23 protein-coding genes, 1 pseudogene and 1 riboswitch are annotated in these 26980 nt (G+C 25.9%); of the genes and pseudogenes, 3 read left to right on the plus strand and 21 right to left on the minus strand.

Going from position 1 to position 26980, the window contains the following annotated elements; all coding sequences use genetic code 11:
• Positions 1 to 79 precede the first annotated feature (79 nt).
• The 10 genes from KQI36_RS10800 to KQI36_RS10845 all read right to left on the minus strand — a co-directional run bounded on the left by KQI36_RS10800 (position 80) and on the right by KQI36_RS10845 (position 9964).
• Positions 80 to 727, minus strand: coding sequence for an HAD family hydrolase (locus KQI36_RS10800; protein ID WP_010297006.1), 648 nt, complete (start codon positions 725 to 727; stop codon positions 80 to 82).
• 260 nt (positions 728 to 987) lie between these two features.
• On the minus strand, positions 988 to 1899 hold the full coding sequence (locus tag KQI36_RS10805) for a transposase (RefSeq protein WP_216450873.1): 912 nt from the start codon (positions 1897 to 1899) through the stop codon (positions 988 to 990).
• Between the two features lie 273 nt (positions 1900 to 2172).
• Complete coding sequence (gene ribH, locus KQI36_RS10810; RefSeq protein WP_216450874.1) at positions 2173 to 2634, minus strand: 6,7-dimethyl-8-ribityllumazine synthase; 462 nt, start codon at positions 2632 to 2634, stop codon at positions 2173 to 2175.
• Between the two features lie 14 nt (positions 2635 to 2648).
• On the minus strand, positions 2649 to 3833 hold the full coding sequence (locus tag KQI36_RS10815) for a bifunctional 3,4-dihydroxy-2-butanone-4-phosphate synthase/GTP cyclohydrolase II (RefSeq protein WP_216450875.1): 1185 nt from the start codon (positions 3831 to 3833) through the stop codon (positions 2649 to 2651).
• Between the two features lie 12 nt (positions 3834 to 3845).
• Entirely contained in the window at positions 3846 to 4505 is a 660-nt protein-coding gene (locus tag KQI36_RS10820) for a riboflavin synthase (RefSeq protein ID WP_216450876.1), read from the minus strand.
• Positions 4506 to 4545: 40 nt separating this feature from the next.
• Positions 4546 to 5622 (minus strand): bifunctional diaminohydroxyphosphoribosylaminopyrimidine deaminase/5-amino-6-(5-phosphoribosylamino)uracil reductase RibD, encoded by a 1077-nt coding sequence (gene ribD / locus KQI36_RS10825; protein WP_216450877.1) that lies wholly within the window; start codon positions 5620 to 5622, stop codon positions 4546 to 4548.
• A 219-nt stretch (positions 5623 to 5841) separates the two neighbouring features.
• Positions 5842 to 5957, minus strand: a riboswitch (FMN riboswitch).
• An 84-nt stretch (positions 5958 to 6041) separates the two neighbouring features.
• On the minus strand, positions 6042 to 6977 hold the full coding sequence (locus KQI36_RS10830; protein WP_216450878.1) for a ribonuclease Z: 936 nt from the start codon (positions 6975 to 6977) through the stop codon (positions 6042 to 6044).
• A gap of 26 nt (positions 6978 to 7003) precedes the next feature.
• Complete coding sequence (locus tag KQI36_RS10835) at positions 7004 to 7840, minus strand: alpha/beta hydrolase (protein ID WP_216450879.1); 837 nt, start codon at positions 7838 to 7840, stop codon at positions 7004 to 7006.
• 390 nt (positions 7841 to 8230) lie between these two features.
• Positions 8231 to 8935 (minus strand): carbonic anhydrase, encoded by a 705-nt coding sequence (locus tag KQI36_RS10840; protein WP_216450880.1) that lies wholly within the window; start codon positions 8933 to 8935, stop codon positions 8231 to 8233.
• Between the two features lie 363 nt (positions 8936 to 9298).
• A complete protein-coding gene (locus KQI36_RS10845; protein ID WP_010296967.1) occupies positions 9299 to 9964 on the minus strand; it encodes a DUF6483 family protein in 666 nt (221 codons plus the stop codon).
• Positions 9965 to 10264: 300 nt separating this feature from the next.
• Between KQI36_RS10845 and KQI36_RS10850 the strand changes: the two genes are divergently transcribed.
• Positions 10265 to 11023, plus strand: coding sequence for a MerR family transcriptional regulator (locus tag KQI36_RS10850; protein ID WP_216450923.1), 759 nt, complete (start codon positions 10265 to 10267; stop codon positions 11021 to 11023).
• A gap of 110 nt (positions 11024 to 11133) precedes the next feature.
• On the opposite strand, the gene KQI36_RS10855 is transcribed toward KQI36_RS10850, so the two are convergent.
• The 4 genes from KQI36_RS10855 to KQI36_RS10870 form a co-directional block, all read right to left on the minus strand.
• Entirely contained in the window at positions 11134 to 12834 is a 1701-nt protein-coding gene (locus KQI36_RS10855; RefSeq protein ID WP_216450881.1) for an NADH-dependent [FeFe] hydrogenase, group A6, read from the minus strand.
• Between the two features lie 12 nt (positions 12835 to 12846).
• Entirely contained in the window at positions 12847 to 14721 is a 1875-nt protein-coding gene (locus KQI36_RS10860) for an NADH-quinone oxidoreductase subunit NuoF (RefSeq protein ID WP_216450882.1), read from the minus strand.
• A gap of 3 nt (positions 14722 to 14724) precedes the next feature.
• Positions 14725 to 15195, minus strand: a complete 471-nt coding sequence (nuoE, locus tag KQI36_RS10865) for an NADH-quinone oxidoreductase subunit NuoE (protein WP_216450883.1) — start codon at positions 15193 to 15195, stop codon at positions 14725 to 14727.
• A gap of 219 nt (positions 15196 to 15414) precedes the next feature.
• The gene (locus tag KQI36_RS10870; RefSeq protein WP_216450884.1) at positions 15415 to 16887 is read right to left on the minus strand and encodes a WD40/YVTN/BNR-like repeat-containing protein; all 1473 of its coding nucleotides are present in this window, start codon (positions 16885 to 16887) and stop codon (positions 15415 to 15417) included.
• A 288-nt stretch (positions 16888 to 17175) separates the two neighbouring features.
• Between KQI36_RS10870 and KQI36_RS17990 the strand changes: the two are divergent.
• Positions 17176 to 17670, plus strand: a pseudogene (locus KQI36_RS17990) (GNAT family N-acetyltransferase).
• Positions 17671 to 17795: 125 nt separating this feature from the next.
• Here KQI36_RS17990 and KQI36_RS10880 read toward each other — a convergent pair.
• The 3 genes from KQI36_RS10880 to KQI36_RS10890 are packed head-to-tail and all read right to left on the minus strand — an operon-like array spanning position 17796 to position 20814.
• The gene (locus tag KQI36_RS10880; protein ID WP_244991565.1) at positions 17796 to 17984 is read right to left on the minus strand and encodes a hypothetical protein; all 189 of its coding nucleotides are present in this window, start codon (positions 17982 to 17984) and stop codon (positions 17796 to 17798) included.
• Positions 17985 to 18001: 17 nt separating this feature from the next.
• Positions 18002 to 20338 carry an ABC transporter permease gene (locus KQI36_RS10885; RefSeq protein WP_216450885.1) on the minus strand — a complete coding sequence of 779 codons (2337 nt, stop codon included), beginning with the start codon at positions 20336 to 20338 and terminating at the stop codon, positions 18002 to 18004.
• A complete protein-coding gene (locus KQI36_RS10890) occupies positions 20338 to 20814 on the minus strand; it encodes an ABC transporter ATP-binding protein (RefSeq protein WP_216450886.1) in 477 nt (158 codons plus the stop codon). The genes KQI36_RS10885 and KQI36_RS10890 overlap by 1 nt, the downstream gene beginning before the upstream one ends.
• Before the next feature lie 412 nt (positions 20815 to 21226).
• Between KQI36_RS10890 and KQI36_RS10895 the strand changes: the two genes are divergently transcribed.
• Positions 21227 to 21772 (plus strand): NADH peroxidase, encoded by a 546-nt coding sequence (locus KQI36_RS10895; protein ID WP_216450887.1) that lies wholly within the window; start codon positions 21227 to 21229, stop codon positions 21770 to 21772.
• 71 nt (positions 21773 to 21843) lie between these two features.
• Here KQI36_RS10895 and KQI36_RS10900 read toward each other — a convergent pair whose 3' ends face one another.
• From KQI36_RS10900 to KQI36_RS10915, 4 genes are all read right to left on the minus strand, one after another.
• Positions 21844 to 23208 (minus strand): sensor histidine kinase, encoded by a 1365-nt coding sequence (locus KQI36_RS10900; RefSeq protein WP_216450888.1) that lies wholly within the window; start codon positions 23206 to 23208, stop codon positions 21844 to 21846.
• Positions 23192 to 23881, minus strand: coding sequence for a response regulator transcription factor (locus KQI36_RS10905; protein WP_216450889.1), 690 nt, complete (start codon positions 23879 to 23881; stop codon positions 23192 to 23194). Before KQI36_RS10905 ends, KQI36_RS10900 begins: the two co-directional genes overlap by 17 nt.
• An 81-nt stretch (positions 23882 to 23962) precedes the next feature.
• On the minus strand, positions 23963 to 26302 hold the full coding sequence (locus KQI36_RS10910) for an ABC transporter permease (protein ID WP_216450890.1): 2340 nt from the start codon (positions 26300 to 26302) through the stop codon (positions 23963 to 23965).
• On the minus strand, positions 26280 to 26957 hold the full coding sequence (locus KQI36_RS10915) for an ABC transporter ATP-binding protein (RefSeq protein WP_216450891.1): 678 nt from the start codon (positions 26955 to 26957) through the stop codon (positions 26280 to 26282). Before KQI36_RS10915 ends, KQI36_RS10910 begins: the two co-directional genes overlap by 23 nt.
• Positions 26958 to 26980: the final 23 nt, after the last annotated feature.

Below are 26980 nucleotides of genomic sequence, written 5' to 3' on the forward strand. Positions count from 1 at the left end.
ACTATGTAGTACACAGTACGTATAATTTTATATTATCATACTACTGTGTATTACACAATACCCTTTTTAATTTCTATTGTTAACCTTCAACAATAGAAATTAAATCACTAAACTTATCTATTATATATTCAGGATTAGAACCCTTAATTTCTTCTAAAGTGTTATTTCCATAAGTTACAGCACAACTTTCACAACCTGCATTTTGCCCCATTCCAACATCATATATAGTATCTCCGATAACCAGTGCCTTATCCTTATTAACATTAATTTTTTCAAGCACTAAATTAACAACATCTGGAGCAGGCTTATGCTTAGTTACATCATCACAACATGCAACAAAAGAAAATAAATGTTCAATTTCTAATTCTTTTAGAAATAAAAGTAGCGTGTCTTTGCCCCTACTTGTTGCTATAGTAAGTTTCACACCCTTTTTATGTAAATTTTCCAAAGTTTCCTTTACACCTTCAAACATAGTAACAGTATTTTTACATATATTTTTATATCTTACACTATACTCTTTCACTGCTGATTCTATATTTTCCTCTTGAAACCCTTTAATACTTTTAAACATTTCAAATAGAGGAAGTCCTATTAACCTCTTAATATCTTCATCCTCAATATCCTCATTCTTAAAATATTTTAAAGTATCTTGCATAGTTAAAATTATACTTTCACTAGTATCTGCAATAGTCCCATCAAAATCTAATACCAATGCTTCAAACTTCATAAATTACCTCCAAACCATATTTTAACTCTTATTATAACATATATAGTGACACTTATTTATTTTTTTCATTATTTTTTAGTTATTTTTAAGTGATATTTTTAAACATTTATCTTAAATAAAATTTACTTTCAAAATCAATATATTAATATTTTTTGTAAGTTTTATAAAGCTTGTCCATTTATTTACTATTTTTCTATATTTCAATTTTAATTTACAATTTCCTTATAAATTTTAATTATTTTTTTATTTAATTTTTAATGCTAAGCTATAAACTTCTCAAACATCTTTTTGTAATGTTTATTTTTTAAAATTAAAGTTATTGCTTTATTACCTAATTGAGATATCCTACTGACACTTAAGTTTCCAAAGTTTATAGCTATATCCTTACACTTTTCACCACAAAAAGCCGTAGAAAGTATTGTTACCATTGCTCTAGCATTTTGATTATAACTTCTGTTTTTTATAAATATTTCATTAGAATGTATGTTTTCTTTTTCTGCTACAAAATTAATTACATCTTTTATAGTATAATTGGATTTTAATATACCTTTTTCATTAATAAATTTTTCTTCTTTAAATTCTATTTTGAAATCCATTTTTTTGAAATCTTCTATATGATTTTCCATAGTATATTCAAATAAATTTGCATATTCTTTTCTTGCTTCCCTCTTATTTTTATTTAAGAATTCTAATATTCTATCTATGTCTAAAACTCCAAATAGGTCTTTTTCCCCTAAATAAACAGACATGCTTGAAAATAAATAATCTTGTGGACATTCTCTAAATCCTGGCAAATCTTTTGCGTTTCTATGAATATATAAAGACACTGCTAATAAATATCTATCATTATTTATAATTTCACTTTTAAATCTACCTTTACATAAACGTGAATCTAATTCATACTTTTTATTATAAAATTTAACATATCTTAAGTTTAAACTTTTCATTACTACAGAAATATCTTGTTCCTGAGAATCTATAAGTAAATGAGCATGATTGTCCATTAGGCAATATGCATATAGTTTAAAGGGATATTTTATCTGACTTTCCTTTAATTTAGTCATAAAAGTTGCCTTATCCACATCTGATTTAAATAGCAACCTATCTTTAACACTTTTTATCATGATATGATATATTGCATGTTTCTCTTTTTTTCTTGGTTGAGTTGGCATTTCAATACACTCCTTAACTTTTATGCTTTATTTTAATCATTGACATTTTGTATTTTTATATTCAAAAAATTTAATACTAAGTTCATTTTTAAATATTTTACAAAATTAATAAATTTAAATATTGATATATATAATAAATAACTGTCACTTTTTATGCTTTTTATATATTTAATAACTGTCACTAAATATCACTAAATATCAAAATGAAAAAAGCTATTGGAAAACCAAATCTCTTAATTTAGTTTTCCAATAGCCTTATATATTAAAATTTAATTATATAACCTTCATAAGATTTGCCATTTCTATTGCTGTTACTGCAGCATCAAATCCCTTGTTTCCACTTTTGGTTCCAGCTCTTTCAATAGCTTCTTCTATAGAATTTGTTGTTAATACTCCAAATATTACTGGTTTTGATGTTTCTAACGATACTGTAGCAACTCCTTTGGATACTTCACTACAAACATAATCAAAATGTGGTGTCGATCCTTTTATAACTGCTCCTAAACATAGTACCCCATCATATTTTTCATTATTTGCTAGTTTTTTAGCTATTAATGGTATTTCAAACGCTCCTGGAACCCATGCAATATCTATGTCTTCTTCATTAACTCCATGTCTTTTTAATCCATCCACTGCTCCTGAAAGCAATTTAGAACCTATAAATTCATTAAATCTTCCAACTATAATTGCAAATTTTAGTCCTTGTCCTATTAAATCACCTTGTAAAATATTCACTTCTATCACTCCTTTTATAAAATATGTTGCATTTTCTCTTTTTTAGTTTTTAAGTAAAAATAATTTTCTTCATTATGATTCATCTTTATTGGAACTCTTTCTACAATTTCTATATCATGTCCACTTAATCCAGAAACCTTTTTAGGATTATTAGTCATAAGTCTTATTTTTTTTATGCCTAAATCACTTAGTATTTGTGCTCCTATTCCATAGTCCCTAAGATCAGCTTCAAATCCTAATGCAATATTTGCCTCCACTGTATCTAAACCTTCATCTTGAAGTTTGTAAGCCTTTAATTTATTTAAAAGACCTATCCCTCTACCTTCCTGTCTCATATATAATAAAACTCCAACACCTTCTTTATTTATTTTTTCCATAGCCATTGATAATTGCTCTCCACAATCACATCTTTTAGAACCAAAAGCATCACCTGTTAAACACTCTGAGTGGACTCTAACTAATACTGGTTCATCTTTTTTAATCTCACCTTTAACTAATGCAACATGATGCTCACCATTTAACTTATTAACATATCCTATGGCTCTAAAATCTCCATATTTAGTTGGCATTTTAGTTTCCACAACTGACTTTACTAATTTTTCTCTTTTCTTTCTGTAAGCTATTAAACTTTCTATTGTTATCATTTTCAAATCATGTTTCTTACTAAACTCTATTAATTGTTTTCCTTTTGCCATAGTTCCATCATCACTTATTATTTCACAAATAACACCAACTGGTTTAAATCCCGCTAAAGTAGCTAAATCTACAGCAGCTTCTGTATGTCCAGCTCTTTTTAAAACTCCACCTTTTTTAGCTTTTAGTGGAAATACGTGACCTGGCCTTCTAAAATCTTCTGGTTTTGAATTACAATCTAAAAGCTTTTTTATTGTTATTGCCCTCTCAAAAGCAGATATGCCTGTTGTTACATCATTACTATCTATTGATACAGTAAATGCTGTTTCGTGATTATCTGTATTTATCTCAACCATTTGGCCTATTTGAAGATTTTCAAGTATTTCTTCATTAATTGGTGTACAAATAAGACCTTTTCCATATGTAGCCATAAAATTTATGCTCTCACCAGTAACTTTTTCTGCTGCCATTAATAAGTCACCTTCATTTTCTCTATCCTCATCATCTAAAACAATTACCATTTTTCCTCTTTTTATATCCTCTATTGCCTCTTCAATTGTATTCATTTTAATCTCCTCCTATATAAACCCATTTTCTTTTAATAAATTTAAAGTTAGATTACTTTTATTACTTTCATTACTTTTATATGCACTAAAATCCATAAGTCTTTTTATATATTTTAAAAGCATATCACATTCTATATTTATAGCTTGTCCAATACTTTTTTTAAAAATAATACTTTCATCTTTGGTATGTGGTATTATAGAAACTTCAAAGTAATTTTCTTTTAAACTTGAAATAGTTAAGCTTGTCCCATCTAATGTAATTGACCCTTTACATACCATATATTGCAATAATTCACTGCTACATCCAACTTTTATTACAGTGCTATTTCCATGGTTTTCAGCACCTATTATTGTTCCCATACCGTCTATATGACCACTAACTATATGACCATTAAGTCTACCATTAACAGATAATGCTCTTTCTAAATTCACAATATCTCCTTCTTTTAGTTGAGATATATTAGAACGCTTTAAAGATTCCATCATAACATCTGCAATAAAATAATCTTTACCTAATTTTGTTGCAGTTAGACATACACCATTTGTACAAATACTATCCCCTATTTTTATATCTTCTATAACTTTATTACACTTTATTCTAATAACCCTAGATTTATCAACATCTTTAACTGATAAAACCAATCCTATTTCTTCTACTATTCCTGTAAACAACCTATCACCTTTTTCTAAATATTTTGAATTATTTTAATATTCAAACTTCTCCTACTATCAAAATATCATTATCAATTTTTCTTATATTCCATTTTTTGATTTCAAAACATTCTGATATTTTTTCCTTTCCAATACCTTCTACAGCAGTAACACTCTCCCTTCCTCCTATAATTTTAGGACATATAAAAGCATATATCTTATTTGCTATTTTTTCTTCTAATATGCTATAAATTAAGTTTCCACCACCTTCTACTAAAATACTATCAATTCCTCTTTTATATAAATTTAAGGTTAAATCAATTAAGTCCACTTTATTTTTATTTTCTTTTGTAACTATAACTTCCACTCCAAGTTCCTTTAATTTTAAAATCTTTTCTTTATCCTTGCATATAGTAGCTATTATAGTTTTACTTTCTTTTGTTTTAACTAAATTACACTCTAATGGAATTTTTAAATTACTATCTACAATTATCTTTATTGGGTTAACCCCACCATCTAATCTACATGTAAGCATAGGATTGTCTTTCAAAACAGTATTTATTCCCACCATCACAGCTGTAAATCTATTTCTTAACTTATGAGCATAAATTCTTGATTTTTTTGAACTTATCCATTTTGAATCATAATTTTTAGTAGCAATTTTTCCATCCAAGGTCATTGCCCATTTTATTGCAACAAAAGATTTATTTTTTATCATGTTATAATTAAAAATTTCATTTATCTCTTTACATTTTTCTTCTAAAACTCCCACTAATACTTCAATCCCATTTTCTCTAAGTTTTTTTACTCCCTTCCCTGAAACTAATGGATTAGGATCTAATGTTCCCACAACCACTCTCTTAAATTTATTCTCTATAATTTTATCTACACAAGGCGGAGTTTTACCATAATGACAACATGGCTCTAATGTCACATATATGGTAGCATCTTTTAGGCTTTCTCTTGATGACTCTATAGCATTAATTTCAGCATGAGGTTGTCCAAATTTCTCATGATAACCTTGTGATATTATTCTATTTTCTTTTACAATTATGGCTCCAACAAGTGGATTCGGATTTACTTTTCCTTCTCCAATTTTAGCAAGTCTTATTGCCTTCTCCATAAAGAATTCATCCATTTTATCACTCCTTATAAATCAATTTATTTAAAATATAAATAAGAAATGCCCCAGGCAAACTTTACCCAGGGCATATATTAATTGTACAAATTAGAATTAGCATTCCAAATAATTTATTTTCAAACAAAATTATTTAAATTATATTTAAAATTTAAAGCTCCAAGCCATTGGCTCAGAGCATTGAAATTCAAAAAATATAAAATCTAATCAATTCTAATATTCTCTCTTCTTTCATCCAGACTTTACTGTCGGCCTTGGAATTTCACCAAATCATGCTAAAATAGCTCGCGGGCTTTACCGCCGGTAAGGAATTTCACCTTGCCCTGAAGATAATTTATTCAACTTTTGAAATTATTATAACATTTAGATATAAGCTTGTCAATAAAATCCTATACTTTTTCTATAGACTTCCAAAATTATTATTTAAAAGTTAAGTTTTCTTCCATTCTATCTGATCCTAATATAGTATTTTTAAAAACTTCTTTTCCATTTTCAATATATTCATTTGGTTCTATAAGTGACGGTGAAAAATGAGTTAATATAAGTTTTTTAACTTTACCCTCCTTAGCTAATGATGCTGCTTCTCTAAAAGTCATATGTTTATTTTTTATAGCTTTTTCTATATCATCATCACTGCCATAAGTGCCTTCACAAATAAATAAGTCGCTACCTTTTATAAATTCTTTTATTGAATCTATTGGACGGCTGTCTGTTATATAACTTAATTTCAAGCCCTTTCTTTCATCTCCTAAAACCATATCACTAAAATATAATTTCCCTTCAAATTCATAACTATTGTACTTTTGAAGTTTGCTCCAAAGTATTTTAGGTACATTATTATTAATCGCTTTATCCACATCAAATTTTCTTTTTCTATTTATGTAAAAACCATAGCCTAAACAAGGTGATGAATGTTCTAAATCTATCATGCTTATTTCTACATCAGAATAATCATTAGTAAGTTCAAATTTATCTTTTAATTCAAACTTTAAATTTTTCTTAGGTGCCTCTATCACTTTGATTTCATAAGGCAAATATGGACAAATAACACTTAATCCTTCAATTGTATCCTTTATTCCTTCTGGTCCTATTATAATAAGTTCTTCTTCTCTACCACTATTACCAATAGTGGATAAAAGCCCTGGTAATCCTACTATATGATCTCCATGTATATGTGTTATGCATATAATATCAATGGATTTAAATCCAGATTTAGCAAGTCTCATTGATACCTGTGTGCCTTCACCACAATCTATTAGTATTTTTCTTCCTTTATAATTTATCAGTAATGAAGCTAAATTTCTAAAGGGCATTGGCATTCCACCTCCACAACCTAATAAAGTAACATTTATCATATATATTCTCCTTCAACATATGGTTTTTAATTTTTATTATCACATTCTTTTAATAAGTCAAAAAATATATTTGTATCTTCCTCTCCATGTCCAATCCATAAATTTAATATATTAGAATGATATTTTTCTTTTATAAGGGTAATATCTGCATTTCCACCAAACCCACGTACTCTCTCTACAAAATTATATGCACATTCCTTAGGAACTAGCTCATCTAAATCACCATGAAGACAGAACACTGGAAACTCAGGTTTTTCAGTAACTAAATTTAATGGATTAACTTTACCTTCATATTTAGTTCCACCTAAATATCCATTCAAATATTTTTGAGCTCGTTTAGATGTAAACTTAGAAAAGTCCAACACACCACTTATTGCAAAAAATGCCTTAAATATAGATGGATCTATTTCATATCTTTCTTGAAGTTTTTTGTTGAAAACTAAATTTGCTCCAAGTTCTGAACCTGCGGAAAAACCTATAACTATAACATCATCACAATCTGACATATGCCAATATTTTTCTAAAAAATCTTGAAAACCTAAAAATACGTCTTCTATTTGGCAGGGATATTTATATTTAGGTGCTAATCTATATGCTGGAAGTACTACTGTATATCCCTTTTTAGCAAAAAACTTCGCTATAGCTTTAAAGGAAAATGGATTTCCAGACATCCATCCTCCACCATGTATAAAATATATTAAAGTACGTTTTTTAGGCTTATGTCCTTCTAATATTAAGGTATATTTTCTATGATTATGACCATACTTCACTTTATGAATTTCATATTCATTATCTTTATATTTATTCCATATCATCATTCTTACTCCTAAAGCAAGAACTGTTAATTTCTCATCAAAAGTCATCTCAAATTACACCCCTTATTTAGGTCTTAGTCAACTAAAAATAAATTTTCTATAATTATAATACTACTTTAATCGACAGTTTTATATAGTTTTTTCATTTTTAGAAAGTATATTGTTTACTAATTATTAAGCCTATGCATTTTAAAGAAATTTAGTTACTAATTTTCAAAAAATTAATACATCTATGTGTTTTTTAAACAGTTCTATATATTAATATTATTTTAGTTTCTATTAAAGTTATATTTTATATACCATTTATTAATTTATTCATTATCTAAAGTAAAAAATTGAATTTTTTTATATTTAAATCATATTACAATATATATTATTATAACGCTTAATAATAAAAGGTGTCTAAGTCATATGCTTTTAGACACCTTTTTATATATTTTATTCAAAAAAATTCACTTTTCCATCTAAAGAGTAATAGCCCTTAACTATTTTTACACTGCCATTAGCTAACTTTTCATTAATTATAGAATCTTTTTTTACTATTGAAGCTGAATTTTCTATATTTAGCTTAATAGCTTCTTCAATAGAATTACTATTCTTTATACTAGATTCTATCTTTTTTAAAAGTCCTGTTAAATTATGAGAATATACAGTTCTATTATTTAACATATCATAAGCTGATATAACAGCTCCACAATCTTCATGGCCCATTACAACAATAAGAGGTGTTTCAAGATACTTTACTGCATATTCAATAGATGCTAAGGCATCTTCATTCACTACATTACCTGCCAATCTTACCTCAAAAATTTCTCCAAGTCCTACATTAAAAATTAATGATGGGCTTATTCTAGAATCAGAACAAGTTAATATTACTGCATATGGGTGTTGTCCGTTTTTCAATTCATCTCGTCGTTTTTTATGTACATTATTTAAATTAGATATATCATTAACAAATCTTTCATTTCCTTCTTTAAGCATTTTTATGGCTTTTTCTGGTGTATTAACATCTACTATTGAATCTGTCGTCTGGCTAACATCTGTCATAACATCTTTTGCTCCTTCTCTTATGTAAAATAATATAAATGTTGTACTTAGAAATACTATTAGACTTATTAATACTATATCAAATCTTTTCTTCATTGGATATAATCTCCTTATAATATTTTTTTAATTTTATTTGAATTTTATTTGAATTTTTTATGTATTTTTTTTATTTAATTATATTTTATGCTGTTAACTTTAAACTATTCAATATTGAGCCTTATCTTATATAGTTATATATGCTACGAATCACTTGAAATTTAATGCTATATTTTTATGAAAACATTTTAAAGCTATTAAATAAATTTAAATTGTAGCGGGTCTCCCTATATATTTAACAGCTTCATATATATTAATAATTTTCAATGTGTAAATTATTTTTTAAATACAAAAGAATCATCTAAACAAGTAATATTAAATACTTTTTAGATGATTCTTTTAATAAAATGTTTTTATTTACATTTAGTTTTTCTTCTTCAGCTGATTTAAATCTTCCAACCCAAAATCCACTTCTTCTAAAGAAAAATTTCCAAGTTCTAGCTCTTCACTACTTTTTTTCTTTAATGTATCATAAAACTCATAACCTAGACTAAATATTTCTTCACTTTTTTCCTTTTTAATCATTGAAAATAATAAATCTTCACCATTTGAATATTTACCTTTTTTCAAATAATACTTTAAAACCATTTTTTCTGTTTCTATGGGAAGCTCATATTGAGAAAGTTTTGAAACTATAACATCTACTTTTTCATTTCCATTGAAAATATTCATTTCACAATCATTATTCACTAAATATAAGTATAAGTTCAAGCTTTTAACAAAACAATCATATCCTTCATTGCCATTATTACCACTTAAATAAATATATCCTTTTACACTTAAAAGTTCTGCAACTACCTCACATCTAATATCAAAAGTAGATTTATTTAATAGTAATAATTCTATAATACTGTCATAAGACATTCTTTCTACCTTATCAAGATCAAATCCAAATATTTCTTTACATGCCTTATTTATTTCATCTATTGCCTCTTCGCTTTTATTTTCTTTTTTTAAAAATTCTACCTTTTTTATAAGTTCTGTCATTCTTTCAACTACTTTTAATATATAATCATTTTTTAAGGCCATAAAAATTCTCCTCTCATATTTTTAAATATATATTATTAAACCTTAAATATATTTATATTTTACTCCTTTCATACAGAGATTTACAAGCTTTAAAGCTAATCTATATTAAATATTACTTGAATATTAGGTAATTGAATACGCTAAAATATAAATTAGAACTAATATATTTGTAGATTTATTTCACTATATTAATTTTAAAACTTATTTTTATAAAATACTTGACTCTAACACTATGTTATAGCTTAACATTAGTTTTGTAATGAAAATATATTTTCTATAAAAAATTTAAAAGGAATGATTATTTTGTACAAAGTAAAAGAAGTTCAATCAATCACTGGTGTTACCATACGTATGCTTCATCACTATGATAAGATAAATCTTTTAAATCCTAATAGTAAAAGCGACGCTGGATATAGACTTTACAATGATAATGATCTTGAAAAATTACAACAAATAATGTTTTTTAGAGAACTTGATTTTTCTCTTGAAGAAATAAAAGAAATACTTTCAAGCCCTAAATTTAATAAAAATACAGCTCTTGAAAATCATAAAAAAATTCTTGCAGAAAGAAAAACAAGATTAGAAAATTTAATAAAAATAATTGATAACACATTAGAAAAAGGAGTAGATAATATGAGTAATAACGAAAACTTTAAAGCTTTTGATACAACTGAAATAGAAAATTATAAAAATAAATATAAAAAAGAGGTGGAAGCTAAATACAGCACTACTGATGCTTATAAAGAATATAAGAAAAAAGCTTCAAAATATGAAAAAAATGATTGGCAAAATATAATGGAAAAAGGTGATATAATCTTTAAAAATCTTGCTAGTCTTATGGATAAATCTCCTAGTGATATAGAAGTTCAAACTGAAATTCAAAACTGGAGAAATCATATAACAAATAGCTTTTATAATTGTACTATAGAAATCTTTCAATCTTTAGGTGAAATGTATGTAAATGATACTCGATTTACTGAAAATATAGATAAACACAAAAGCGGCCTATCAAATTTTATAAATGAAGCAATAAAAATTTACTGTAAAAATAATAAGTAACTAAAATTTAAATCTTTTTCCTATGATTAAGACTATATAAGAAATAGCTATTGCAAAACTAGTTAAATATTAGTAAAGCAATAGCTCTTTTACATGAATTTATACTATTATTAATTATATGTTACATGTAATAGCTGTTTTATATTATCTTCATTTAAAAACTCCTTATAAAGTTCTTTTATAATTGGATTTTCATGAGATTTCCTTATCTTACTTTCCTTATCTTTTTCATATATTATTTTCATACGTTCTTCTAATTTTTCTTTACAAGATTTAATATATGGCTGTCCACCACCATCAATACATCCTCCTGGGCATGCCATAATCTCTATAAAGTCATATTTACATATACCATTTTTTACTTCTTCCATAATTTTTTTAGCATTTTTTAATGAACTAACCACTGCTACCTCTATTTTATTATTACCTAACTCTATAGTAGCTTCTTTAATTCCATCAAGTCCTCTTATATCTTTAAAGTCCAATTCATTTAATGTTTTATTACAACTCCATTCATAGGCAGTTCTCAAAGCGGCTTCCATAACCCCTCCACTTGTCCCAAATAACATACCTGCTCCAGTTGATACACCTAATGGATTATCAAATTCTTCTTCTTTAATGTTTATTATGTCAATAGAGCTTTCTCTAATTAACTTTGCTAATTCTCTTGTGGTAATTACAATATCCACATCATCTTTTAGTTCTTTTCTTTTTGCTTCATATTTTTTTGCTATACATGGCATTATAGATACTACTACCATATTCTCTTTTTTTATTTTATATTTATCTACTAAATAATTTTTTGCAATAGCACCAAACATTTGTTGTGGAGATTTACATGATGATATATACTTTAACTCATCTTTATAATTCATTTCTGCAAATCTAATCCACGCTGGACAACAACTTGTTATTAATGGTAGTTTGTTTTTTTCTTTAAATCTATTTATAAATTCTTTAGCTTCTTCCATTATTGTTAAGTCAGCAGAAAAATTTGTATCAAAAACTTTGTTAAAATTCAACATTTTAAGTGCAGCAACTATTTTTCCTGTTGTTATAATATCACTGCTAACTCCAAATTCTTCACATAATGCTACTCTTACCGCAGGTGCTATTTGTGCTACAACAAATTTTTCCTTATCTTCTGCAACTCTAGGTATTTTTTCATAATCCATAACCTCAGTTAAAGCACCTGTTGGACATACTGCTACACATTGACCACAATAAGTACACTTTGTTTCATTTATGGGATTATCAAAAAATGTTCCTATTTTTGTGTTAAAACCTCTATTTATAGGTGTTAATATATTAATATTTTGCACTTTATCACAAGCTGTAACACACCTTCTACACAAGACACATTTATTCATATCTCTTATTAATGCTGGAGAACTACAATCTTTTTTATATTCACTTTTTTTGCCTTTATATAGATTTTTACTTATTCCTAATTCCCCAGCTAATTTTCTTAATTCACAATTCTCATTCCTATTACAAACCAAACATTCATTAGGATGATTTGATAATAATAACTCTACTATTGTTTTTCTCACTTTTAAGACTTTTGTACTATTAGTTGCAATATCCATTCCATCTCTTGCTAATTCTGAACATGCAGGTACTAATTTGCCTTTTTCTTTTAATTCAACCATACACACCCTACATGTGCCCTTACAATTTTGTGATGTATTATCAATCATTTTCATGTTACACAAAGTTGGAACTTTAATATTTGCTTTTTGACAAGCATCTAAAATTGTCTTACCATTTTCTATACTTACATCTATATTGTTTATTTTTAAATTAATCATAAACTCACTCCCCTAACCCTTTATAATGGCCTTAATAGGACAAATATCTATACAAGTTCCACACTTAATGCATTTTGTTGTATCTATTTCATGTTTAACTTTTGGTTTACCACTAATACAGGATTGAGGACATACTCTTGAACATTTTGTGCATCCAATACACTTATCTGTAATCTTGTAATCAATTAGATTCTTACACTGTCCGCTTCTACATTTTTTATCATATATATGCTCCTTATATTCCTCTTCAAAAAAATTCAAGGTGCTTAATACTGGGTTTGGTGCTGACTCACCAAGACCACATAAAGATGCAGATTTTATAACATCACATAAATTTTTTAAGTTGTCAATATCTTCTTCTTCACCTTTTCCTTCAATTATTTTATTAAGAAGTTCTAACAACCTTCTATTTCCTATTCTACAAGGGGTACATTTACCACAAGACTCCTCTACAGTGAATTCTAAATAAAATTTAGCTATATCAACCATACAATTATCTTCATCCATTACAATAAATCCACCGGAACCCATCATTGAACCAATTTCTGTTAAAGTATCATATTCAATAGGTAAATCTAAATACTTAGCTGGTATACATCCTCCAGAAGGACCTCCAGTTTGAACTCCTTTAAACTTTTTATTATCTTTAATTCCTCCTCCAATATCATAAATTAATTCCCTTATAGTTAATCCCATAGGAACTTCAACCAATCCAACATTTTTAATTTTTCCTGCTAATGCAAAAACCTTAGTTCCTGTACTTTTTAATGTGCCAATTGATGAATACCACTTAGAACCATTAATTATTATTTTATTTATATTAGCAAAGGTTTCTACATTATTTACACAAGTAGGCTTTTGCCATAACCCACTTTCAGAAGTTCTAGGTGGTTTCATTGTTGGCTCGCCTCTAGTACCTTCTATAGAATGAATTAACGCAGTTGCTTCTCCACAAACGAAAGCACCAGCACCATATCTTATTTCTATATCAAAATCAAATCCAGTTCCTAAAATATTTTTTCCTAAAAGACCATATTCTTTTGCTTGACCAATGGCTATTTGCAACCTATTTATTGCTAGGGGATATTCTGCTCTAATATAGATATATCCCTTTGAAGCTCCTATAGCATACCCACATATAGACATAGCTTCTAAAATACAATGAGGATCACCTTCTAATATAGACCTGTCCATAAAAGCTCCTGGATCACCTTCATCTGCATTACAAATTACATATTTTATGTTATTTTTAGATTTTCTAGTAGCCTCCCACTTTTTCCCTGTAGGAAAGCCACCACCACCTCTACCTCTTAATCCTGATTTTGTGACCATATCAATAACTTGATCTTCAGTCATTTCTGTAAGTACTTTTCCTAAAGCTAAGTACTCATTAGCAGCTATAGCTTCTAATATATTTTCTGGATCTATAGTTCCACAATTTTTTAGAGCTATTCTCCTTTGTTTTTTGTAAAATGGTATATCCTCCATTTTAGCTATCTTTTGTTTAGTTGATGGATTTTCATATAATAACCTTTCTACAATAATTCCATCTATAATATGACTTTTTATAATATCTTTAGCATCCTCCTCTGATACCTTAATATAAAAAATATTTTGGGGAGTTATTTTAATAATAGGTCCTTGTGCACAAAATCCAAAACATCCTGTTTTTATAACTTTAACTTTATCATTTAAATTATTATATCCTATTTCTTTTTCTAAATTTTCAATTATTTTATCTGAATTTGATGCCTTACACCCAGTTCCACCACATACTAATATCTCAATTTTGTCACTTAAATTTTTATCTGCGTTCCTAAATTTAATTAAATTATTATACTGATTATTTAACTGTATCAATTCTTTATAATTTTTTATTTTCTTCATAGTCTACTCCCTATATTCTTTCAATATATTTTTTACATCTTCAGGCTTTACTTTTCCATAAATTTTATTATTTATTGTAACTACAGGAGCTAAACCACATGCTCCAATGCATCTTAATGTATCCAATGTAAATAAATTATCTTTAGTAGTTTCTCCCTCATGAATATTTAATTCTTTTTTAAACTGATTTAATACATCTCCTGCGCCTCTTACAAAACAAGCTGTTCCTGTACATACATTTATTATGTTTTTACCTTTAGGCTCTGTTGTAAAATAAGAATAAAAACTTACAACTCCATATACTTTAGACTCAGGTATTTCTAATTTTTCTGCAATAAATCTTTGCACATCCCTATTTATATATCCAAACTGATTTTGTGCATAGTGCAATACTGAAATTAATGCACTTTCTTTATCATTTTGTTTTAATATAAAATCCTCTAGGTTGCTTAACTTGTTTTTACATCCTTCCATCCTATACAACTCCTATTAGCATATTTGCTTTATGTTGATTTTAAGTAATATTTTGTAAATTGAATTTAATAATATTATTTTATTGCTTATTCTATAAAAAGAAAACAATTTTTATAATACTTTTTTCTACAATAAATTCTTTTTACTTTTAATTTGACAAAAATAAAAATGCTTATTTTAAACTATAAGCATTTTTTTAATAACTATCATTTTTAACTCTTATTTGTGTAGTTCTTTTACAAACTTCCAAGTTGCACCATTATCTTTAGATTGATACAATGCCTGACTATCACCATTATAATCTCCATCTTGACCTTGTCCAACCAACATATTTAAAATATCATTTTCCTCATAAGGAACAGTTGGAAAGTCAAAAGGATTTATAATTATATTATTATCTAATTTTACTTCTTTTATTGGGAATTCTACTTTTCTATAAGATAGCCCTCCATCTTCTGTACGATATAATTCTCCATTTGATCCACCACTATGGGATAAACATAAAAACCCAAGTTTATCATTTATAAAAATTATTCCTGATGCAACACCGGTTTTTCCCAAGAAAGGATCTTCATTTATCACTTTCCATGTTTGTCCACAATCAACAGTATTCTTTAATGAATAAAATCTGCTTCCTGCTGCAGCATCTTCAATATTTAAACGATATCCAATTTCTTTTGTTAAATAAAATTCTTCATTATCATTGTTCGAATTTTGCAAACTATTTTTCTTATCATCTTTTTTAGGAGGAATTGTTGATTGGCTCCATGCTTCTTCACATTTTAAGTTATACCTAATAGGAGTATATTTATCTTCCTTTTCAGGTACAAACACTGATACAGTATATCCTATTATTTCAGAGCTAATATCTATATATGATTTATTACCTTTTTCATCAATATTAACTATTCCCTCTGTATTAAATCCCCAATTTCTTTTTCCATAATAAACTATTCCATAATCACTTTCATTCCAATTACTTACTGTATCTTCTATTGAAATAGCTTTAATTGTACTTATTAATGGTTTTAATAGTTTATCATCATTATAATCAGCATTCGTATTGTTATTTGAAATTACTGTAATTTTATCTGACTTCTTATTATCATAATAAATTAGATAAGTTTTCTCTTTTTCTTTTGAATCTTTTCCATAAACAAAAGTTTCAAAAGATGTAATCTTTCCTTCTTTATTAAAATTAAGTTTAAAACTATCTAATATATATAATTTATCTGGCAAATCGTATTTTTTACCAATATCATTAAAAATACCTTCAACTCCATTTACATATATATTATCGCTTTCGAATTTTATTGACCTTTTATTTTTTAAATCGTATATAACTAATGAAAGTTTATCACCATAATTTACAGCACTATTATAAATTCTCAATCCATAAACTGATGTTATTCCAACAAACATAACAATAGAAACACATATCCATATATTCATATAAGATGATTTTTTACTCTTTATTTCTTCTTTTTCTACCTTTTTTATAGTTATAATTGTAGTAAATATGATTATAACTATAAATAATAGAACACAAATTGATAAAATTAATATATTATGATTCATCCTTCCGAACTTACACAATAAAGCTAATTCATAAAAAAATGTCCAATATATAATTATAAGTATTGGATTTGTCACTAATGCTATACTTAATTTTTTTATAATTTCTTTCCCCATTACATCACCATACCTTTTTGTTAATTTTATTAACTTAATAATATACTTTATAAGAAATATTCTTTTATATCTAAATTCTCATCATTTACCTTTTCCTATATTGTATCAATAATAAATTTATAATAACAGTCTTATACACTTTGCTTATCCATTTCATGTTATAATTTTAATATAAAATTATATATTAAAACTTTATTCATAATAAATATAATTTAAATTTCAAGTTTTTAATTACTAAAGTAAGGATTTTAACCTTATTATTATATCAATATGTAAGGATGTTGAAATATGAATGATAATATTTATTTTAAAAAATATCTTTTTCAAAAAGACTTTTTAGATTATTGGAAGTTAGTTTCAAACGAAAAAGCAATGGTAATGAACTATGGTAGAGTGTTTACACTTAGAGAAGCAAAACAATTATTTGATTGTATATTAGGAATGAACCTCAAAAGTCAATATTTAGGATATTTTAAGGTTTTTGAGTCAAATTCAAATACTTTTATTGGAATAGCTGGAATAAGTGCAAATGATAGCTCTAATGAATTAGAAATTGAATATATGTTGCTTCCTTAGTATTGGGGTAAAGGATATGGTACTAAAATTGTAGGTAGATTAATAGATATGGCTAGGCAAAGAAAAAACATTAAGCGGGTCATAGCAATAACAGATCCTAATAATGTAATATCTAAAAAACTCTTAGTAAAGTATGGATTCAACTCACTAAAAATATATAAAATAAACGATGGTTCTTTGGCAGAAATGTTTGTAAAACAATTATAACTCTTTGTATATGTTTAAAAATAAATATTATTTATTTTTAAGAATTATGAAATAAGTATTTTTCTAAATAAGTTATATATGTTAAATTGAAAAAGACAGGCTTTTAAAACCTGTCTTTTAAAATATTATTCTATACTTTTTATTGAGTCTACTATGCTTTCTTTAAATAAATTTCTTGCTGGTATCAATGATGCAACTATACATATAATAATTGTAGATACTAGAACTATAAGAATATTAATTAAAGGAAAACTCCAATATATTTGGTACCCTATATTTGATTTTGTTAATAAATATATAAAAAAACTTATCATTGTACCTAAAGCACATCCTAATCCCCCAGAAAAAATCCCATAGAAAAAATCCCATAGAAAAACCCTTCTGAAAGTATCATATTTCTGACTTGTTTATTACTAAATCCAATTGCCCTTAACATACTTATATCCTTTTTCCTTAAAAGAATACTCATATTCATAACGTTTATAAGGTTAATTATACTAACTAAAGAAATAATGCCTATAAAGCCATATAAATTTATAATTAAATTCTTACTCATCTTTTTATTTAGTTCTAATTCACTTTTATAATCTTTTAATACTATATCTTTATAATCCTTTATTACTAATTTTATATCATTCTTTATTTTTTCATAATCCGCATTATTATCAATCTTTATGCAGACCTTTGAATAATTAGGTATATTTAAAAACTTTTCAAAACACTTATTACTCATTATAGGGACTATATCTTTATTTCCCTCTTTGTTACTTAAAAATTTACCTTTTACTGTAGCTACTACTTCAAAAGTTTTACTATCTTCCCCTATTAATTCACCATTATTATTATATTTAGCTATGTTTAAATCTACTAGATCTCCTTCTTCAATTATTGTATATTTATTCCCATTTACATTTTGAGCTATAACAATTGAAGGATTTTCTTTCATATCCTTTATATCTATTTTTTTACTTTCTATTATTGAAGTAAGATTTTCTAATTCTTTATCATCATATGATATTGGATATGTTGGAAAACTGTAATTGCCTTCTTCTAATTTTTTTAATTCTAATTCATTATTATTACACTGGGATTTTAAATATTTAAATCCTTTAGTAGTAACAGCATCTTTGGACACTTTTAAGTGTGAAGATATATCTTTACTTTTATTAATTTCTTTTATACCTTCAATTTCAGAAAGACTATTTATTATATTATCATCTATTCCATTTGTAGGTTTTTCTATTTCAAATGAACTTAAAACAAAGTCGTATTTAAAATTTCTTTTAAATAGAGTAATAGGATTCATAGTATCTATTAAGAAATTGGCTGAAAATAACATTATAATTATAATGTTCAAAGAAATAACTGTAGTTATAAATCTTTTTTTATTTCTTATAATATTTAAATACGCCATATTCATTTCAAATGAGAAATTTTTTCTTATAGATTTATCCTTTTCAGATTGAAGAGAAGCTTTTAACTTATGTCCTTTAAGACTTAAGTTATTATTAGATGAAATTGCTTCCATTGGAGATATTTTTGCTGCCTTTCTTGCTGGGAAATATGCACCTAATATTATTGTTAAAAATCTAATTATTAAATCTACTTTTATACCTTTAAGTGGAATGTACAATATATTTTTTATACTATATATTTCATTTATAAAAATCTTAGAAAAAGTAGATCCTATAATCATTCCTATAGGTATAAATATAATTCCTATAAATATACTTTCCAAAACTACTAAGGATTTAATTTGCTGTGGAGAAGATCCTAAGGCTCTAAAAATGCCAAATTCTTTTGTTCTTTCTGTAACCATTATATTAAAAATGTTATAAATAACTATACCTGCTACTATTGCTATAAATATAAACAATATATTAAAAATTTTATTCAATAAACTTATAGTTTTTATCATATCCACTTTACTATAATTAGGTTCATACATAATATCTTTATATGATGTTGTTAATCCTAAGATAATTAGCGCATCATCTATAGTATATTTATCTTTTAAACTTACATATGATACCTTTTGTAAATCATATCTTTTTAAATTTTTCAAAAAATATTCTTCATTAACATAAGCTTTACCTATTTTGCTTGTGTCTTTTCCTAATATATCAAAACTAAATATACCTGATAAAATAAATTCTTTTTCAATTTTTTCAATTTTTAATGTTCTACCATTTACATAATTAACTTCATATTCAAATTTAATTTTATCCCCTACGTTATATTTTTTAGGAAGCTTTTCTAAAATCCAATCTTCAAGTGCTACTTCATTCTCATTTTTAGGATATTCACCCTTTATAAGATTAAAGTTTAAAATATCCTTTGAATTATCATCATAAGCTTTTATATCTATTTTATATTTAGAATTAGGGATATTATATATTCCTACATCACTTACTATTGTGACCTTATTAAATAAATCATCACTTCTAGTTTGCTTAATATTAGAGTAATCATTACTATACAGTCTTATATCATAATTTCCGCCACCATCTTTTATAGCATTCTTAAAATTATTTTTAATCATCCCATCGCTTACTAAACTTAAAGAAGTTATAAGTGCAATAGCTAAAACAATACTCACTCCCATAAGAAAAGTTCTCTTTTTATATTTAAGTATATTACGTGGAATAAGCCCCCAAAAACTTTTCATTAATGAGTCCTCCTATCTCCACTTATTTCACCATCAGATATAGTTATTATTCTATCTGCTCTTTCTGCGATTTTAGGATCATGAGTTATCATAACTAAAGTTTGATTATATTTCTTAATTGACATTGTAAGTAGATCCATTACTTCTTTACTATTTTTACTATCTAAATTTCCAGTAGGTTCATCGGCAAATATTATTGAAGGTTTTGTAATTAATGCTCGTGCTATTGATGCTCTTTGTTGTTGCCTTCCTGATACTTCCCCAGGGAGGTGTCTTTTTCTATCGGTAAGTCCTAAGGTTTTCATTATTTCCTTAAAATAATCTTCATTAACTTTTTTTCCATCCATTAAAATTGGTAATTTAATATTTTCTTCTATAGAAAGTATAGGAATACAATTCATAGGTTTTAAGGCTTTAACTTCCGTTTCTTTAAATCCATAACTTTTAGTTAAATATTCAGTTTTTAAAAGCTCCAAAAACTCATCCCCTCAAAGTATATTTTTCCTATAATATACTTATATTGTAAATTAAAAATAATGTTTATTCAACTTAGATCCTTAGTATTATCTAAGATTTATATATTAATCCTCAAAATATAATTAATAATAATTATTTGTTGACAATTAATATTTAATGTTTTATAATAAACACATAAGATAAATGAAATTAAAATTATATAGAACAAGCTCAATAAATTTAAACTGTTTTTATACAAAATTTAATATTAAATTTTAAATATATTCGAGCATGTTTCACTATTTTGAGTATCCAAATTTCAAATCCAATAACTTTTAGATATAAATTGGAAACTCTATAATAAAACTGTTATATATTATGTAAATATTGATTATACTATTTTGTATGGTAATTTTAAGGAGGATGTTATTTATGAAAAAATTTGTTTGTACAGTATGTGGATATATTCATGAGGGAGATAGCGCACCAGAAGTTTGTCCTGTTTGCGGAGTAGGTGCTGATAAGTTTGTAGAAAAAAGCGATAGCTTATCTTTCGCTGATGAGCATAGAATTGGAATTGCTAAAGATATAGATCCTGAAGTTATAGAAGGTTTAAGAGCTAACTTTATAGGTGAATGTACTGAAGTTGGAATGTATATTGCTATGAGTCGTCAAGCTGATAGAGAAGGTTACCCTGAAGTTGCTGAAGCTTACAGACGAATCGCTTTTGAAGAAGCTGAACATGCTGCTAAATTTGCAGAAATTCTAGGTGAAGTTGTTGTAGCTGATACTAAAGCTAACTTACAAGCTAGAGTTGACGCTGAACAAGGTGCTTGCCAAGGCAAAAAAGATTTAGCTACTCTTGCTAAAAAATTAAACTTAGATGCAATACATGATACTGTTCATGAGATGTGTAAAGATGAAGCTAGACACGGAGCCGCTTTTAATGGCTTATTAAATAGATACTTCAATAAATAATAAATTTCTCACCTAAAAATGGTATCATGATTGTGATACCATTTTTTACATTTAAATATTTTAACTATACATTACTCATATACTGTTAGTCCTATAATAAATTTTATTCTTCCTTCAACTAATTTAACTTCTATAAATCCATTATGTGATTTTATTATCTCTTGTGTTATCACTAAACCCAGTCCACTACCTTCTTCATTTCTTGATTTATCTACTTTATATAACCTCTTAAATAAATTATCAACTACCTCTTCTGAAATATTATTGTTAGGAATGTTTTCTATTGAAAATACACCATAGTTAATTCCATTTATATTTTCTTCTTTTAAACAAGTAGTTACTACTGTATCATTTTTTGAATATTTTAATGCATTATTAATTAAGTTACCTAAAGCTCTTGCTATAAATATAGAATCGCCATAAGTATATATTGATTTATTTAGTAATAAAACATCTAATTTAAGATCATTTTTTTTAAAGTTAATCTCTTCACCATCTAATAATTGCATAACAAGTTCATTAAGATTTATTGTAACCTTTTCAAGCTCCATATCGCTTGAAGAAAGCTTTGCATAGTGAAAAAAGTCATCCATCATAGTATTTAAGTAATTACATTTTTTAGTTATTATTGATATATATCTTTCTAAATCCTCTTCATTTGAATATACCTTTTGCTCTATCATTTTAGAGTAACCTAAAATTGTTGTTAGTGGTGTTCTTAAATCATGAGATATATTTGTTATAAATTCTTTTTGATTTAATTCCTTATGCTGAATTTCTTGTGCCATGTAATTAATATCTTCTGCTAAACCAGTTAATTCATTTTTATATTTTAATTTTACTCTATTAGAAAGATTTCCTATAGTTATTGTCCTTACATCCTTAGCCATATCGCTTATATATTTAACCCTTCCGCTAATTAAAATTAAGAAAATAATCATTATAGCAATAAATGAAACTTCAAATATTATCATGTCATTATATATATAATTTTCATTTAAATACACTATGTAACTTTGCTCGTTTAACTTAATAATATTAGTTGCAATAAACTCATTATCATTAACAATTAATGTAACACCCTCACCTTTACTCAAATCAAACTGTTTTATTCCTATTTCTCCTATTGATAGTTTTACATATCCATTATTATCCACAACAAATACTCTATTTATATAAGAGGGTTTTAAAATATTCTCTATTCTTTTTATATTTGCATATACAATAGACTCATTCTTGAGATCTATTTTTAACTGTTTTTTAATCATTTCAATTTCTTTATTATTTCTTTCATTAGCTAAAGCCTTTAGTTTGTCATCATTTAGAGTTATTTGTCTATATATACTACTAACAATAAATGCAATAATTATCCCTGAAATTGCAGAAATACATACAGCTAAAATTAATTCTCCTTTTAACTTAACTATCTTTTTCAACTTTATATCCAACTCCCCATATTGTTTTGATATAATTAGGGTTCTTAACAGTATCCTCTAGTTTTTCTCTTAAATTTCTAATATGAGTTATTACAGAATTATCATTTTTAAAATACTGTTCTTTCCAAATTTTGTTATAAATAATTTCTGAAGTATATACTTTTCCTTTATTGCTCACTAATAATGCTAAAATTTCAAATTCTTTTTTTGTTAGTTTTATTTCTTTTTCTGATTTTATTACGCTGTACTCTTCTTTATTTATAATCAAATCTTTATACTGAATTATTGAATTATCATTACTTTTTTTTGTAATTCTCCTTCTTAAAATAGCCATTATTCTTAAACTTAGCTCTAACAAATCAAAAGGCTTGACCATATAATCGTCACAACCCTTTTTAAAACCAATAACCTTATCCATTTGATGACCTTTTGCAGTTAACATAATAACTGGAACATTTGATATACTCCTAATTTTTTCTAAAGTTGTATATCCATCTATTCCTGGCATCATCACATCTAACATAATAAGTTCAATACTATTTTCTTTAAAAGACTTAAATCCGTCTTCACCATCATTGGAAACAAATACATTATATCCTTCCTTACTTAAATACTCCTTAACCATTAATGCTATATCCATATCATCTTCAATTATTAAAAGATTACCTTTCATAACTTCACCATCCCATATAAAAATAGGCATATTCAAGGTTTACTGTACCTACTATGAATATACCTAAATTTTATTATAATCTTAAATGCCTTCTCTTAGCAAATTTAACGCCTCTTTTTTTAATATTTTTCTCAATGGGATAGCAAAACTTATTATTGATATAATTATTGATATTACAAGGTTTATAACTATTGCTCTTATTAATAATTCACTACTACTATTAAGCATTACCTTAAAAAATAACTTAACTATTAAAGTATAAATTTCTAATGATAATATTGAACTTAAAAGTATTAAAAATATCATTTTTACTATTTGTACCTTTATTACAAACACTTTTCCAAGCCCTAATGCCATTAATATTTCTTCATCCTTTTCATCCTTGATACAATTCATATAAACTATATTAATATTAAATAATACAGTTCCCAAAATACATATTATAGAAAGCATTTTAAATACTTTTAAAAAGCTATCTATATTTGCTGCAATTCCATCACCAATATCTTCAATACTTCCAACAGCACTGTTATTTAACTTATCTATAAACTTATCACTATTAGATTTAACTAAATAACTCACTTCATCTCCTAATTGAACATTTTCCTTTAAAATTGATCCTGAATTTATTCCTCCACACTGATAAATACCTTTTATTTTGCTTTCGATTATACCTTTCTTTGTTTCAATCTCTAATGTATCTCCAATATTTAATCTATTTCTTTCCCTCATTTCATCTGATATAATAAATCCCTCTTCTCCTTGAAAAAGATCTTTTCCCTGTATTATCTTATAGTTTAATCCATAATCCTCTTTATTTACCTCGCTTATAACTGTATACTTATATATGCTTTTAAAATTTTCATTTATTATCTTTCCCTCTATATACGAAAATTTAATATAACCTTCTATATCTTTATCATTTTTCAATACACTTTCTAATGATTCATAATCATTACCTTCTACATAATAATTATAAGGTAATATTTTTTCTAATGATGCTGCAAAGTTAGTTTTAATAGCTGTTTTTAAATTAAAACCAATTAATATAAACCATAGGGTAAGAGTTAAACTTAGTAATACAAGTACAAATGAAAAAAATCTCTTATTTATAGATTTTATACTGTACATTATAAGTGTGCTTTTAATCTTAACAAATGACAATATTTTTACTATCAATGTTACTAAACATAAGAAGATTCCTATAAAAAGTATCACTAAAAAACTGCTTCCTAAATTTTCTATACTACCTGTATATAATGCATAAATTACTAAAAATAGAGGTATTAAAAATATAGTTGAACAGACTACTTTTTTACTTTGCTTTTTTATGTATTTTTCATCTTCTCTTATTACTCCCATTGCATTAATTCCCTGTACAATAATTAGTGCTATATTTATCAATATAAAAAATATTATTCCATTAAATAACACACCTTTTAGTATTAATAATAAACTTTCTTTATTGACTCCTTTTATTACTATTCCTGAATATTTTAATATTATCTTTGCTCCATAATAACTAAAAAATCCACTTAATATAATTGGAACGAATAGCCAAAGTGATATCTCTGCTCTTAAAGCTTTTTTTATTTCTTTTACATCTATAGACAATAATCTTAATATTGCTATATCTTTTTTTCTTTTTAATATAAGCATTATAGTTGTACTTATTATAGCTAAAATTGAAAATATATACCCTATTGCACTTAATATACCTAAAGTTCCTTTTTGAATAGATAATTCCTTATCTAGTTCATTTTTCTTATCATCTATAGTTGTATAAAGATTAGTATTGTCCACCTTTAATAATTCCTCTTTCAGTAGCTCACCATCATTTCCCTTTATATGAATAATTTCTCTTCCGCTTATTCCCTTTAAGATTTCTTTTTTTTGTACTTTTCCATAACTAAGTAATTCTGCATCTCTATCTACACCACTGGAAAGTACTTCAATTTCTTTAACCCTATATTTAAACTTACCATTTCCTTGAGTATCTAATTCTACAAAATCGCCAACTTTAACATTCAAACTATTAGCTAAAATACTTTGAAGTATTATTTCATCTTCCTTTAGTGAATAATCTCCAATAACAATAGATCCTATTATATTATTTGAACTTTTTTTATAATAGCAATTACTAATACTTGATAAGGTTACTTTAAATCCCTTATTTTTGAATTCATTTAACTTTTCATTTAATTCTTTTGACATACCTCCCATTAAATTTATACTTAAATCTCCACCATTTATTTGTTCTATATTCTTCTCAATATGCCTTTTATTTTCTAAACTCACTTGAGGTATTATTGATGAAATACTTGTAGCTATTAAAATAGATATAGCAGTAAAAATAAATAATATTTTTTCTTTTTTTATCTGCTTTAAACTATATATTTTAAATATCTCTACCCATTTCATGTATTTCACCATCCTTCAAATAAATTCTTCTATCCCCAAGCTTACCAATGTCTTTATCATGGGTAACTATAATAAGAGTACATTTTTTCTCTTTTCTTATACTTAGTAGTAACTCTATTACATTATTTCCATTATTGGAATCTAGAGAACCTGTTGGCTCATCACATAATATTACCTTTGGATTATTTGACAAAGCTCTAACTACTGCAACCCTTTGAGCTTCTCCTCCTGATAAGGATGTAACCTTACTATTATATTTTTTTGAAAGTCCAACCTTATCTAACAAATTCTTTGCCTTTTTTGTTTTTTCCTTATAACTCTCCGTCGTATTCATAGCTATTATTAAGTTTTCTAAAGGTGACAAACAACTTATTAAATTTGCATTTTGAAATATTAATCCTATACTTTCCCTTCTGTGGATATTTAATTGCTTGTCCTTTTTAAAATTTATCTTATTATTGCTATAATAAATATCTCCCTCTGTTGGTTCAGTAAGTAATGCCATTATTTGCAATAATGTTGACTTTCCCCCACCGGATGGACCCATTATTGTTATAAAATCATTATCACCTATTTCCAAGTTAATATTTTTTAATACATATTGACTTTCATTTTCATTATAAAATTTTTTACTTAAATTTTTTAAACTTATCATTTCTTCACATCCTACCCTTATTT

The organism is Clostridium senegalense (assembly GCF_018916625.1).
GTDB classification, from domain to species: Bacteria; Bacillota; Clostridia; order Clostridiales; family Clostridiaceae; genus Clostridium_J; species Clostridium_J senegalense.

Excerpts from the sequence above, each read along its gene's own strand:
- KQI36_RS10885 (WP_216450885.1), bottom strand. The coding sequence starts at position 20,338 with ATGAAAAGTTTTTGGGGGCTTATTCCACGTAATATACTTAAATATAAA.
- KQI36_RS10815 (WP_216450875.1), bottom strand. The coding sequence starts at position 3,833 with ATGAATACAATTGAAGAGGCAATAGAGGATATAAAAAGAGGAAAAATG.
- KQI36_RS10800 (WP_010297006.1), bottom strand. The coding sequence starts at position 727 with ATGAAGTTTGAAGCATTGGTATTAGATTTTGATGGGACTATTGCAGAT.
- KQI36_RS10910 (WP_216450890.1), bottom strand. The coding sequence starts at position 26,302 with ATGAAATGGGTAGAGATATTTAAAATATATAGTTTAAAGCAGATAAAA.
- KQI36_RS10880 (WP_244991565.1), bottom strand. The coding sequence starts at position 17,984 with ATGATAAGTTTTTTTATATATTTATTAACAAAATCAAATATAGGGTAC.
- KQI36_RS10805 (WP_216450873.1), bottom strand. The coding sequence starts at position 1,899 with ATGCCAACTCAACCAAGAAAAAAAGAGAAACATGCAATATATCATATC.
- KQI36_RS10830 (WP_216450878.1), bottom strand. The coding sequence starts at position 6,977 with ATGATAAATGTTACTTTATTAGGTTGTGGAGGTGGAATGCCAATGCCC.
- KQI36_RS10855 (WP_216450881.1), bottom strand. The coding sequence starts at position 12,834 with ATGATTAATTTAAAAATAAACAATATAGATGTAAGTATAGAAAATGGT.
- KQI36_RS10905 (WP_216450889.1), bottom strand. The coding sequence starts at position 23,881 with ATGAAAGGTAATCTTTTAATAATTGAAGATGATATGGATATAGCATTA.
- nuoE (WP_216450883.1), bottom strand. The coding sequence starts at position 15,195 with ATGGAAGGATGTAAAAACAAGTTAAGCAACCTAGAGGATTTTATATTA.
- KQI36_RS10860 (WP_216450882.1), bottom strand. The coding sequence starts at position 14,721 with ATGAAGAAAATAAAAAATTATAAAGAATTGATACAGTTAAATAATCAG.
- KQI36_RS10845 (WP_010296967.1), bottom strand. The coding sequence starts at position 9,964 with ATGGCCTTAAAAAATGATTATATATTAAAAGTAGTTGAAAGAATGACA.
- KQI36_RS10915 (WP_216450891.1), bottom strand. The coding sequence starts at position 26,957 with ATGATAAGTTTAAAAAATTTAAGTAAAAAATTTTATAATGAAAATGAA.
- ribD (WP_216450877.1), bottom strand. The coding sequence starts at position 5,622 with ATGGATGAATTCTTTATGGAGAAGGCAATAAGACTTGCTAAAATTGGA.
- KQI36_RS10835 (WP_216450879.1), bottom strand. The coding sequence starts at position 7,840 with ATGACTTTTGATGAGAAATTAACAGTTCTTGCTTTAGGAGTAAGAATG.
- KQI36_RS10840 (WP_216450880.1), bottom strand. The coding sequence starts at position 8,935 with ATGAAGAAAAGATTTGATATAGTATTAATAAGTCTAATAGTATTTCTA.
- KQI36_RS10870 (WP_216450884.1), bottom strand. The coding sequence starts at position 16,887 with ATGGGGAAAGAAATTATAAAAAAATTAAGTATAGCATTAGTGACAAAT.
- KQI36_RS10895 (WP_216450887.1), top strand. The coding sequence starts at position 21,227 with ATGAAAAAATTTGTTTGTACAGTATGTGGATATATTCATGAGGGAGAT.